This is a genomic window from Janthinobacterium sp. GW822-FHT07A03 (assembly GCF_058798815.1).
Genome location: NZ_JBXAKW010000006.1, coordinates 491,520 through 503,126 on the forward strand (window position 1 = coordinate 491,520; position 11,607 = coordinate 503,126).

11 protein-coding genes are annotated in these 11,607 nt (G+C 66.4%); 9 read left to right on the plus strand and 2 right to left on the minus strand.

Annotation, left to right across the window (positions count from 1 at the left end; translation table 11 throughout):
• The first annotated feature begins 64 nt into the window (after positions 1 to 64).
• Genes wrbA through AC1RJW_RS19785 form a run of 9 tightly spaced genes read left to right on the plus strand, consistent with a single transcriptional unit; the run spans position 65 to position 10,289 of the window.
• Positions 65 to 673, plus strand: a complete 609-nt coding sequence (wrbA, locus tag AC1RJW_RS19745; RefSeq protein ID WP_475416482.1) for an NAD(P)H:quinone oxidoreductase — start codon at positions 65 to 67, stop codon at positions 671 to 673.
• Positions 673 to 1,083: a DUF2069 domain-containing protein gene (locus AC1RJW_RS19750; protein ID WP_493046506.1), complete on the plus strand. Its 411-nt coding sequence runs from the start codon at positions 673 to 675 to the stop codon at positions 1,081 to 1,083. The genes wrbA and AC1RJW_RS19750 overlap by 1 nt, the downstream gene beginning before the upstream one ends.
• Positions 1,080 to 2,510, plus strand: a complete 1,431-nt coding sequence (locus tag AC1RJW_RS19755) for an FAD-binding oxidoreductase (protein ID WP_493046488.1) — start codon at positions 1,080 to 1,082, stop codon at positions 2,508 to 2,510. The genes AC1RJW_RS19750 and AC1RJW_RS19755 overlap by 4 nt, the downstream gene beginning before the upstream one ends.
• A complete protein-coding gene (locus tag AC1RJW_RS19760; protein WP_493046489.1) occupies positions 2,507 to 2,929 on the plus strand; it encodes a DUF4124 domain-containing protein in 423 nt (140 codons plus the stop codon). Before AC1RJW_RS19755 ends, AC1RJW_RS19760 begins: the two co-directional genes overlap by 4 nt.
• Positions 2,917 to 5,508: an FtsX-like permease family protein gene (locus AC1RJW_RS19765; protein WP_493046490.1), complete on the plus strand. Its 2,592-nt coding sequence runs from the start codon at positions 2,917 to 2,919 to the stop codon at positions 5,506 to 5,508. The genes AC1RJW_RS19760 and AC1RJW_RS19765 overlap by 13 nt, the downstream gene beginning before the upstream one ends.
• Positions 5,508 to 6,584, plus strand: coding sequence for a lipocalin-like domain-containing protein (locus AC1RJW_RS19770; protein WP_493046491.1), 1,077 nt, complete (start codon positions 5,508 to 5,510; stop codon positions 6,582 to 6,584). Before AC1RJW_RS19765 ends, AC1RJW_RS19770 begins: the two co-directional genes overlap by 1 nt.
• A gap of 43 nt (positions 6,585 to 6,627) precedes the next feature.
• Positions 6,628 to 8,499, plus strand: coding sequence for an ABC transporter transmembrane domain-containing protein (locus AC1RJW_RS19775; RefSeq protein WP_493046492.1), 1,872 nt, complete (start codon positions 6,628 to 6,630; stop codon positions 8,497 to 8,499).
• Between the two features lie 2 nt (positions 8,500 to 8,501).
• Positions 8,502 to 9,176: a leucine efflux protein LeuE gene (leuE, locus tag AC1RJW_RS19780; RefSeq protein WP_493046493.1), complete on the plus strand. Its 675-nt coding sequence runs from the start codon at positions 8,502 to 8,504 to the stop codon at positions 9,174 to 9,176.
• Between the two features lie 27 nt (positions 9,177 to 9,203).
• Complete coding sequence (locus AC1RJW_RS19785; protein ID WP_493046507.1) at positions 9,204 to 10,289, plus strand: threonine aldolase family protein; 1,086 nt, start codon at positions 9,204 to 9,206, stop codon at positions 10,287 to 10,289.
• Positions 10,290 to 10,314: 25 nt separating this feature from the next.
• On the opposite strand, the gene AC1RJW_RS19790 is transcribed toward AC1RJW_RS19785, so the two are convergent.
• Together AC1RJW_RS19790 and AC1RJW_RS19795 are read right to left on the minus strand one after the other, a co-directional pair.
• Positions 10,315 to 10,932, minus strand: a complete 618-nt coding sequence (locus AC1RJW_RS19790; RefSeq protein ID WP_493046494.1) for a glycoside hydrolase family 25 protein — start codon at positions 10,930 to 10,932, stop codon at positions 10,315 to 10,317.
• A gap of 49 nt (positions 10,933 to 10,981) precedes the next feature.
• Entirely contained in the window at positions 10,982 to 11,317 is a 336-nt protein-coding gene (locus AC1RJW_RS19795) for a phage tail protein (RefSeq protein WP_493046495.1), read from the minus strand.
• Positions 11,318 to 11,607 lie beyond the last annotated feature (290 nt).

Genomic DNA, 11,607 nt, shown 5'->3' on the forward strand with positions numbered 1-11,607 from the left:
CAAAATCAGAACGGCGCCATGACAGCAGTCGTATCAGGCTGTAAAGCGCCCTATAATACCAATGATGAAGCCAACCAATCTGATTATTCTCGTATTGTTTTATTCACGCCATGGCGCCACGCGCCAGTTGGCCGAGCTGATAGCCCAGGGAGTGGAAAGCGTGCCTGGCTGCGATGCGCGCCTGCGCACCGTGCCCGCCGTCTCCACCGTAACGGAAGCGACGGCGCCGGAAGTCCCGCTGGACGGCGCGCCCTACGTGGAACTGGACGATTTGCAGGAATGCGCGGGCCTGGCCCTGGGCTCGCCCACGCGCTTCGGCAACATGGCCGCCGCCATGAAGTACTTCTGGGATGGCACGGCCAGCGACTGGCTGGCCGGCAGCCTGTCCGGCAAGCCCGCCTGCGTGTTCACGTCCACGGGCAGCCTGCATGGCGGCCAGGAATCGACCCTGCTGTCGATGATGATCCCCCTCTTCCACCACGGCATGCTGGTCATGGGCCTGCCCTACACGCACCCGGAACTGATGACGACGTCCACGGGCGGCTCGCCGTATGGCGCCACGCACTGGTCGGGCATAGCCGGCGACAAGGCCTTGAGCGACGATGAAAAACGCCTGGCCATCGCCCTGGGCCGGCGCCTGGCGGAAAACGCAGCGAAACTGGCAGGCGCATGATGCACGGCGCTCTGCACAAGTATTTTCACTGGGGCGCCATCGCCAGCCTCGTCACCCTGATCGTCTGGTGCCTGCTGTGGGAAACCGTCGTCGCGCCGCTGCAGCCGGGCGGCTCCTGGGTCGTGCTGAAGGCGGCGCCCCTGCTCATTCCCCTGTACGGCGTCATCAAGCGCGACGTCTACACCCTGCAATGGTCGTCGATGGTGATCCTGCTGTACTTTACGGAAGGCGTGGTGCGCGGCTACAGCGACAGGAACCCCACCTCGGCCCTGATGGCCTGGGGCGAGGCGGCCATCGTCTGCATCTATTTTGTCTGCGCCGTGCTGTATCTGCGCCCGTATAAAAAGGCCGCCAAGCGCATGGCCAAAGAGCTTCTGGAAAAAGTGAATAAAGTGAGCATCAAGAAATGAGCGAACAGCCAGTGCATGACCAAGCCGATTTCCTCGCCGCCTGCCGCACGCTGCTGGGCGACACCTACGTCCTCACCCGGGATGCCGACACGGCGCCCTTCCTCACCGACTGGCGCGACCGGTTCACGGGCAAGGCCCTGGCCGTGCTGCGCCCCGCCAGCGTGGAGCAGGTGGCAGGCGTGCTGCGCGCCTGCGCGCAATGGCGCATTCCCGTCGTGCCGCAAGGCGGCAACACGGGCCTGGTGCTGGGCAGCATCCCGGACGCCGCCGGCACGGCCGTCGTGCTGTCGCTGGCACGCCTGAACGCCATCCGCGCGCTCGACCCCGTCAACCGCACCATCACGGTCGACGCGGGCTGCATCCTGCAAACCATCCAGGAAGCGGCCAGTGCCGCCGGCTGTTTGTTTCCCCTGTCGCTGGCGGCCGAAGGCAGCTGCACCATCGGGGGGAATTTGGCGACGAATGCGGGCGGCACGGCCGTGCTGCGCTACGGCAATACCCGCGAGCTGTGCCTGGGCCTGGAAGTGGTCACGCCGCAAGGCGAGATCTGGAGCGGCTTGCGCGGTTTGCGCAAGGACAATACCGGCTACGATTTGCGCGACCTGTACATCGGCGCCGAGGGCACCCTGGGGGTCATTACCGGCGCGGTCATGAAACTGTATCCGCAGCCGAAGGCCTGCATCACGGCCCTTGCCGCCATGGCCTCGCCCGCCCACGCCCTGCGCTTGCTAAGCCTGATGCAGGACCATTGCGGCGCCAGCCTGACGGGCTTTGAACTGATGTCGCAATACTGTTTGCAACTGGTGGCCGAGCAGTTCCCGCAACTGCCGCACCCGTTCGCCGACGCGCACGGGCAGTACGTGCTGCTGGAACTGTCCAGCAGCCAGTCCGAGGCGCATGCCGTGGAATTGCTGGAAGCGAGCATCGGCGCGGCGCTGGAAGACGAATTGATCGAAGACGCCGTCGTCGCCAGTTCCGTGGCGCAGTCCGAAGGCCTGTGGCAGCTGCGCGAGCATATTCCGCTGGCGCAGGCGCAGGCGGGCAAGAACATCAAGCACGATATTTCGCTGCCCATCTCCCGCATCGCCGACTTCATCGCCGTCACGGATGCGGCCCTTGAATCAGCCTTCCCCGGCTGCCAGCTGGTGTGCTTCGGCCACCTGGGCGACGGCAACCTGCACTACAACGTAGCGCCCCCAAGCGGCATGACGGACAGCGACTTCCTGGCCAACCAGGATGCCATCAACCGCATCGTGCACGACCAGGTCCACGGTTTCGGCGGCTCGATATCGGCCGAACACGGCATCGGCGCGCTGAAGAAGGATGACCTGGCGCGCTACAAGTCGCCGCTGGAACTGCAGCTGATGCGCGCCGTCAAACAGGCGCTGGACCCGCAAAACATCATGAATCCGGGGAAGATATTGTGAAGCCGTCGTCCCTCCTGCTCATGGCCTTGCTGGCCGGTTCCGCCAGTGCGCAGGACGTCTACAAATGCGTGCAGGATGGCCGGACCAGCTACAGCGCCACGCCCTGCGCGGGCGGCCAGCTGCAGATCCTGGAAGTGCCCTCGCCGCCGCCTGCCGTCGACAAGGGCGCAGCCACGCGCCAGGAACGGGTGGCCAGCCAGATGGAAGCGGCGCGCAAGCAGCGCGAGAAGCTGGAAGACCAGGCGCGCGAACGGGCCGCCAAGCAGAAGGAAATGCACGAGAAGCATTGCGCCCAGCTGCGGCTGGAGCAGAAATGGGCGGCGCAGGACGCCGTCGGCGCGGGCGATAAAACCCGCGATGCGGCGCAACTGAAAGCGCGGCGCGCCGGCGAACGCCTGGCCGTCGAATGTCTGAATTGAGTGCGCCGGCAGCCAGTCCCGCGGGTATGCGCCTGCTGTCGCGCTGGCTGCTGCTGGGCGAATGGCGCGCGCATCCCGTACGCGCCTTCGTCGCCATCCTGGCCATCGCCATCGGCGTGTCGCTGGGCTTTGCCATCCACCTGATCAATGCGGCCGCCTTCAATGAATTTTCCACGGCCGTCAAAAGCCTGTCCGGCCAGGCCGACGTGCAGGTGGCCGGACGCGAAGCGCTGTTCGACGAAGCCGTCTACCCGTGGCTGGCGCAGCGCGACGGCGTGGCCATGGCTTCGCCCGTGCTGGAACTGCAGGCCGGGGTAACCGGCAAGAATGACGGCGGCCCGCTGCACATCCTGGCGCTCGATGTCTTCCGCGCCGGCTTCATCTCGCCCGACCTGATCGGCGCGCCGGCCGAGGGCCAGCCTTTCGACACCCTGGCCGACGACGCCATCTTTTTATCGCCTGCCGCCTTGCGCTGGCTCAATGTGGCGCAAGGCGACACGATTGCCCTGCGATCGGGCACGGGCAGCGTCTCGCTGCGCGTGGCCGGCTCGCTGCAGCGGACACGCGCCGGCCAGCGCATCGCCGTGATGGATATCGGCGCGGCGCAGTGGCGCTTCAACAAGCTGGGCAAGCTGTCGCGCATCGACCTGAAACTGCGCCAGGGCGTCAACCGCGACGCCTTCCAGGCCGCGCTGAGCAGCGCGCTGGAAGCGCAGTACCCGGGGCGCTTCCACGTGGGCCAGCCCAACGACGAGAACCAGAATAGCCGCAACAATAACCTCAGCCGCGCCTACCGCGTCAACCTGACGGTGCTGGCCCTGGTCGCCCTGTTTACCGGGGCATTCCTCGTGTTTTCCACGCAGGCGCTGTCCGTCATCCGCCGCCGCGGCCAGTTCGCGCTGCTGCGCGTGCTGGGCATGGAGCGCGGACAATTGCTGCGCCAGGTGCTGTTAGAGGGCGCCAGCCTCGGCGTGGTCGGCGCCGCGCTGGGCATCGCCGGCGGCTATGCCATGGCGGCCGTCGCCCTGCGCTTCTTCGGCGGCGACCTGGGCGCAGGCTATTTCGCGGGCGTGCAGCCGCAGGTGCAGTTCACGCCCGTCGCCGCCTGCGTGTATTTCGCGCTGGGCCTCGGCGTGGCCTTGCTGGGCTGCGCCGCGCCCGCGCTGGAAGCGGCGCGCGCCGCCCCCGCCATCGCCCTGAAATCGGGCAGCGAGGAAATCGTGACGACGCGCCTGGCCAAGACGTGGCCCGCGCTGGCTTGTCTGCTGCTGGCCGGCGCCCTGACGTTCCTGCCGCCCGTGTTCGAGCTGCCCCTGTTCGGCTATCTGTCCATCGCGCTGCTGCTGATCGGCGCCATCGCCCTGATGCCGCAGCTGGCGTCCGTCGTCTTCCGCTTGCTGCAGCGCGCCTGGCTGCGCACCGAAACAAGCAAGCATGCGCCCGTGCGCAGCCTGACACTGGCCCGGCTGGCGAACGCCTCGGGCCAGGCCGGCATCGCGCTGGGCGGCGTGCTGTCGAGCTTTAGCCTGATGGTGGCGATGGCCATCATGGTGTCGAGTTTCCGCGTCTCCGTCGACGACTGGCTGCTGCAGATCTTGCCGGCCGACGTGTACACGCGCCCGGCGGCCAGCGGCGGCACGGCGGGCCTGAATCCGCGCGAACAGGCGAGCATCACCGCCCTGCCCGGCGTGGCCAGGGTGGATTTCCAGCGCCTGCGCTCGCTGTCGCTGGCGCCGGACCGCCCGAATGTCATGCTGCTGGCGCGCCCCATCAACTTGCGGGACCCGGGCAAGAGCATGGTGCTGGTGGGCGAGACATCAGCCGTGCCGGCAGGCAGCCGGCCCGTGTGGCTGTCCGAGGCGGCGGCCGACCTGTACAACGTCAAGCCTGGCCAGCAGATAGCCCTGCCGCTGGCGGGCGGCCTGCACCCATTCTTCATCGCCGGCATCTGGCGCGACTATGCGCGCTCGTCCGGTGCCATCCAGATGCCGCTGGACGACTACCGCACCCTGACCGGCGACATGGACGTCAGCGACGCGGCCCTGTGGCTGGCCAAGGACACCACGGGCGACGCGCTGCAGCAGCGCCTGAAGGCCCTGCCCTTCGGCGCCAGCCTGGAAGTGTCGAACCCGTCGGCCATCCGCGCCCTGAGCCTGCAGATCTTCGACCGCAGCTTCGCCGTCACGTATTTATTGGAAGCCATCGCCATCGTCATCGGCCTGTTCGGCGTGGCCGCCACGTTCTCGGCCCAGACCCTGGCGCGCGCCCGCGAATTCGGCATGCTGCGCCACGTGGGCGTGACGCGGGGGCAGGTCCTGTCCATCCTGGCGCTCGAGGGCGGCGCGCTGACGGCGCTGGGCATCGCCACCGGTTTTGTATTGGGCCTGTTGATCAGCTTTGTGCTGGTCTTCATCGTCAACCCGCAATCGTTCCACTGGACCATGCAGCTGCACCTGCCGTGGTCCTTGATCGCCACCGTGGCCGGCGCCCTGCTGGCGGCCGCTGCCCTCACTGCCCTCATCGCGGGGCGCCAGGCGCTGTCCGCTGGCCCCATCCGCGCCGTCAGGGAGGACTGGTAATGCGCCGCTTGACTTGTTTATTGTTGTTCTGCAGCGCAGCCGCCATCGCCGCGCCGCCCGCGTTCGCCCCCGTCACGCCGCTGGCGGCCGGCCAGACCCTGCGCATGCCGCACGATTTCGGCGCCCATCCCGCCTATAAAACGGAATGGTGGTACGCCACCGGCTGGGTCAAGACCAGCGGCGGCGAGCAGCTGGGCTACCAGGTGACCTTCTTTCGCAGCGCCACGGCCTCCGATACGGACAACCCCAGCGCCTTCGCGCCGAAACAGCTGATCATCGGCCACGCGGCCCTGTCCGACCCGAAAGTGGGCAAGCTGCTGCACGACGAAAAAAGCGCGCGCGAAGGTTTCGGCCTGGCCTACGCCAAGGTGGGCGACACGGACGTCAAACTCGACGACTGGCGCATGCAGCGCCAGACCGACGGCAGCTACAAGGTCAGCCTGGCCGCGCGCGACTTCAGCCTGCAGCTGACCCTGGCGCCCACGCAGCCCGTGCTGCTGCAAGGCGTTGGCGGCTATTCGCGCAAGGGCGCGCGGCCCGTGCAATCGAGTTATTACTACAGCGAGCCGCAGCTACGTACCACGGGCACGATCGCCCGCGCGGGCGGCAAGCCGGAAGCCGTGACGGGCGCCACCTGGCTCGATCACGAGTGGTCGAGCCAGGTGCTCGATGCGGACGCCAGCGGCTGGAACTGGATAGGCGCCAACCTCGCTGACGGCGGCGCCCTGATGGCCTTCCAGATCCGCAGCAAGACAGGTGCTAAACTATGGGCGCACGCGACATGGCGCGATGCGTCCGGTAAGATGACGCAGTACGCGCCCGGCGACGTCGATTTCACGCCCACGCAGCTGTGGCGCTCGCCCCGCACGCAGGCCGAATACCCGGTCGCCACCGAGATCCGCACGGGCGCCACGCGCTGGCAGATCAAGCCCCTGCAGGCGGACCAGGAGCTCGATTCGCGCCGCTCGACGGGGGCAGTGTACTGGGAAGGCGCCGTGACGGTGGAACGCGACGGCCAGCCGGTCGGGCGCGCCTACCTGGAAATGACGGGCTATGTTCAGCCGATGAAGTTGTAAGCGTTATCAGCACCATCGAATATGTAAATCAAAGCGAAAAACAATGACAACCAGCACAGAAACAGGCAGCACCAGCAAAGCAACCGCAGCAAGCACCGCACCAACGCCCGATACCGGCACCAGCCGCGAACTGAAAAAAGGCAGCCTGGCCGCCTTCAAGGGCTTGATGCCCTTTCTGACGCCGTACCGCAAGCAGTTCTTCCTGGCCGGTATCGCGCTGGTGGTGGCCGCCGCCTCGACCCTGGCCATTCCCGCCGCCTTCAAGCAGATGATCGACCTAGGTTTCGGCGGCGCGGCCGGCTCGAAGAGCATCCAGCACGTCGACCTGGTGTTCCTCGCCCTGTTCGGCGTGGCGTCCATCCTGGCGCTGGCGACTGCCGCGCGCTTTTATACGGTGTCGTGGCTGGGCGAGCGCGTCACGGCCGACATCCGCAGCGCCGTGTACCGCCACGTCGTCACGCAAAGCCCGGAATTCTTTGAAACCACGCAGACGGGCGAAGTCCTGTCGCGCATCACCACCGACACGACATTGATACAAGCCGTGGTCGGTACCAGCATCTCCATGGCGCTGCGCAACGTGCTGCTGTTCCTGGGCGGCCTGGTGATGCTGTTCGTCACCAGCGCCAAGCTGGCGGGCATCATCATCGGCTTGCTCATCCTTGTCGTCGTGCCCATCATCGTGTTTGGCCGCAAGGTGCGCAAGCTGTCGCGCGATTCGCAGGACCGCATCGCCGACGCGTCGGCCATGGCTGGCGAAATCCTCAACGCCATGCCCACCGTGCAGGCGTTTACGCACGAGAAGATCGAATCGAAGCGCTTCGGCGACTCCGTCGAAGGCGCCTTCATGACGGCCATGCGCCGCATCCGCGCCCGCGCCCTGCTGACCATGATCGCGATTTTGCTGGTCTTCGGCACCATCGTGTTTGTCTTGTGGCTGGGCGCGCGCGCCGTGCTGGAAGGCGCGATGACGGGCGGCGATCTGGGCCAGTTCATCCTGTACGCCTCCATCGTGGCCGGCGCCATCGGCGCCCTGTCCGAAGTCATGGGTGAAGCGCAGCGCGCCGCCGGCGCCACCGAGCGCCTGCTGGAATTGATGGCCGTCAAATCGGAAATCGAATCGCCTGCCACGCCGCTGCCGCTGCCCGCGCGCGCCGCGAATGGCGCCGCCTTGACATTGGACAATGTCATGTTCTCGTATCCGTCGCGCCCCGATACGCACGCGCTGGACCACGTCAGCCTCGACATCCGCGCCGGCGAAACGGTGGCCGTCGTCGGCCCTTCCGGCGCCGGCAAGACCACGCTGTTCCAGCTGTTTTTACGCTTTTATGACCCGCAAAGCGGCAGCATCCGCCTCGACGGCGTCGACATCAAGCAGCTCGACCTGCACACCCTGCGCGACGCCATCGGCATCGTGCCGCAGGATACCGTGATCTTCTCGGCCGACGCCATGGAAAACATCCGCTACGGCCGCGCCGGCGCCAGCGACGAGGAAGTCATCGCCGCCGCGAAGATGGCGGCCGCCCACGAATTCATCGAGCGCCTGCCGAACGGCTACAAATCCTTCCTTGGCGAACGGGGCGTGCGCCTGTCCGGCGGCCAGCGCCAGCGCATCGCCATCGCCCGCGCCCTGCTGAAAAACCCGCCGCTGCTGCTGCTCGACGAAGCGACCAGCGCGCTGGATGCGGAATCGGAACGCCTGGTGCAGAAGGCGCTGGAAGCGGCCATGCTGGGCCGCACCACCGTCATCATCGCCCACCGCCTGGCCACCGTGCAGCGGGCCGACCGCATCATCGTCATGGAAGACGGCAAGATCGTCGAGACGGGCACGCATGCGTCGCTGGTCGCCCTTGGCGGCATCTACGCGAATCTTGCCGCACTGCAATTCCATCACGTACAGCTCAATCCAGCGGAATAATCATGAACACACTTTTCCACGCCAACCTGGGCATCACCGATTTCTGGACCTTTTTACTGGGGACCATCTTCATCGTCATCCTGCCCGGCCCCAATTCCATGTACGTGCTGTCGGTGGCCGCCCAGCGCGGCGTGCGGCCCGCCTATCAGGGCGCCTTCGGCATCTTCGCCGGCGACCTGATTCTGATGGTGCTGTCGGCCTGCGGCGTCGCTTCGCTGCTGAAAGCCAGCCCGGCCCTGTTCTATGTCGTGAAATACATCGGCGCGGCCTACCTGGGCTGGATCGGCCTGCAGATGCTGATAGGCTGCTGGCGCAAGCTGCGCGCGCCCGCTCCCGCTGAAGGCGAAGCGGCAGCCGTGCCGGCCCCCGTCAAGGAAAGCGACCCGTTCCGCAAGGCCCTGATCATCAGCCTGATGAACCCGAAAGCGATTTTGTTCTTCATCTCGTTCTTCATCCAGTTCGTCGATCCGGCCTTCCCGAACCCCGTGCTGTCCTTCATCGGCCTGGGCCTGATCTGCCAGGTGATCAGCTTTACCTACCTGACGGCCATCATCTTTGTCGGCGTCCGCCTGGCCGAGACCTTCCGCCGCCGTCGCCGCCTGTCGGCCGGCATGGGCGGCGGCGTGGGCGCCATGTTCATCGGCTTTGGCGCGAAACTCGCCACGGCCACACTTTAACTGTACCGGAGATGCGCCTTGACCGCCTTGACCGAGATTGAACTGCGCCAGCGTTGCCACACCATCCTGCCGGGCCACCGCCAGCCCACGCCAGCGGCCACCTTTGCCGCCATGGCCGCCTGGTGCGAAGCCAACGCCATCGCGCACGATACCTATGGCGAAGGCGCGCTGATCGAACAGTTCGAGAACAAGATCGCCGGCCTGCTCGGCTTCGAGGCGGCCGTGTTCTGCATCACGGGCACCATGACGCAAGTCACGGCCCTGCGCCTGGCCTGCCAGGACCGGGGCTCGCGCCTGGTGGCGCTGCACCCGACCTCGCACATCCTGCGCCACGAACGGGGCAACCATGAATTGCTCGATCACTTCAAGGGCTTGATGATCGGCGACCCGCACCGCCCGTGGACAGTGGACGACTTGCGCGCCGTGCCCGATGCGCTGGGCGCCGCGCAGATCGAGCTGCCGATGCGCGAGATCGGCGGCCAATGTCCGTCGTGGGATGAGTTGAGCCAGATCAAACGGCACTGCCGCGAACGCAACATCCATCTGCACATGGATGGCGCGCGCCTGTGGGAAGCGCAGGCCGGTTTCAAGCAGCCCCTGCCCGCCATCTGCGACGGTTTTGACTCCGTGTATGTGTCGCTGTACAAGGGCATCGGCGGCCTCGGTGGCGCCATGCTGGCCGGCAGCCGCCCGTTTGTCGAGCGGGCGCGCGCGTGGTTCCACCGCCAGGGCGGCAGTATCGTGCACCGCACGCCCTACGTGGTGGCCGCCGCCATGCAGTTCGACGCGCGCCTCGCCGCCATGCCGCAGTATTTCGAACGCACGCAATGGCTGTACGCGCTGCTGCGCGATTTTCCATCGATCGCCGTCAATCCCGCCCAGCCGCACGCCAACATGCTGCATCTGCACTTGCCCGTTTCGCGCGAGCGGGCCGTCGCCATCCGCAACCAGATGGCCGAGGACCACGGCATCTGGCTGTTCGGCCGCGCCAGCCACGCGGCCCTGCCCGGGCACAGCGTGGTGGAGTGGTATGTGGGAGATAACTTGCTGGAACTGACCGATGACGCCGTGCGGCTGGCATTGACCTTGCTGGACCAGGCCATGCGCACCTAGGCCCCGGCTTCCCGCCAGGCCGGCGTCAGCAGCGCAGCGCCCGCAGCTGCGCCAGCGAGCCGGCAAAGCGGCTCATGTCCACCGGTCCGGCGACACCCTGCACGCTGCCCGTATCCGCAAACTGCCAGAACGTGTAGCTGGAGGCGCCAGGCGGCAGCGCGGGACCGGGCCCGGACGTGTAATGCGCGATCCATAGCGGATGGGCAAGGAACGGCGCAAACGTCCCCACGCAACTGGTCCAGAAGCTGGCATTGGTATAAATGCCGGGCATGCAGCCGAGCCTGTCGCCGACCTGCTGCAGCCAGTCGGCCACGGCCGCCGCATAGGCAGGCTGGGCCAGTCCGGGCTGTTCGACATCGAGCATGGGCGGCAAGTCGCCCTTGACGCTGCCCACAGTGCCGCAAAAGTTGGCCACCTGTTGCGCCACCGGCGTGGAGGGCGAGAAGAAGTGATAGGCGCCGCACAACTGGCCCTGCGCGCTGGCGCCAGCACGGTTGCTGGCGTACTGCCTGTCGACCCGGCTGCCGCCTTCGGTGGCTTTCAGATAGGCGAATGCCGGCACCGCCGCGCCCCTGGCGACCTGGCCCCATCCGATGACGCCGTTATAGTCCGATACATCCATGCCTTGAAGATAGTCTGCCATGCCGCGCTCCTGGTCTCCTGGTAAAGGGTGGTGATTGGCGCCGGATTGGCTACCGTGTCCGCAAGCCGTAGGTAAATTTGATCAGATAGTTGACGCCGATATCTGTCGGCGCGGAAGCACCGGCAGCGTGGCCGCACAAACGGCTGCCCCGGTAGTCGGGCAGGCAGAATTGCTCGTCCGAACCGCCATGCAGATAGCCGAGCACGACGAACAGCTCGGGATAGCTGGCGGCGGCCAGCGTGCGGCCGTCGCACGGCATCCAGCCGCTCGCCTCGATATGCGCACCGGCGCTGTCCCCGGCAAAGGCGACCACCGCACCGACGGGCGTGTCGCCGAAGCCGGGCCGGACGAAAGCCGGCGGCAATGCAGGAAACGTGGCGCTCATGGCCAGGCCTTCCCGCCGCGGGTGGCGCCGCATAGAGCCCATGGGCTGGCGCCCGCCGCCGTCAGCGATGACGCATCGCCGCTTTGATCAATATCAATTCGCATGTCATGCCCTTGTCGGTTTTCATGTCCATCCAGACTTGCATCCGGTTTCATTCCAATAATGAAGCAACATTTTTCGAAAAGCAAGTTTCGTGCGGCGCGGCATAAAAAAGGCTATGTCACCGTCAAATGTGGGAACTCTCCTAGTGTTGCCTTCAATAATGTTTCTGGGGAGCGGATGCGCCCGGC

Excerpts from the sequence above, each read along its gene's own strand:
- wrbA (WP_475416482.1), top strand. The coding sequence starts at position 65 with ATGAAGCCAACCAATCTGATTATTCTCGTATTGTTTTATTCACGCCAT.
- AC1RJW_RS19750 (WP_493046506.1), top strand. The coding sequence starts at position 673 with ATGCACGGCGCTCTGCACAAGTATTTTCACTGGGGCGCCATCGCCAGC.
- AC1RJW_RS19755 (WP_493046488.1), top strand. The coding sequence starts at position 1,080 with ATGAGCGAACAGCCAGTGCATGACCAAGCCGATTTCCTCGCCGCCTGC.
- AC1RJW_RS19765 (WP_493046490.1), top strand. The coding sequence starts at position 2,917 with ATGTCTGAATTGAGTGCGCCGGCAGCCAGTCCCGCGGGTATGCGCCTG.
- AC1RJW_RS19770 (WP_493046491.1), top strand. The coding sequence starts at position 5,508 with ATGCGCCGCTTGACTTGTTTATTGTTGTTCTGCAGCGCAGCCGCCATC.
- AC1RJW_RS19775 (WP_493046492.1), top strand. The coding sequence starts at position 6,628 with ATGACAACCAGCACAGAAACAGGCAGCACCAGCAAAGCAACCGCAGCA.
- leuE (WP_493046493.1), top strand. The coding sequence starts at position 8,502 with ATGAACACACTTTTCCACGCCAACCTGGGCATCACCGATTTCTGGACC.
- AC1RJW_RS19790 (WP_493046494.1), bottom strand. The coding sequence starts at position 10,932 with ATGGCAGACTATCTTCAAGGCATGGATGTATCGGACTATAACGGCGTC.
- AC1RJW_RS19795 (WP_493046495.1), bottom strand. The coding sequence starts at position 11,317 with ATGAGCGCCACGTTTCCTGCATTGCCGCCGGCTTTCGTCCGGCCCGGC.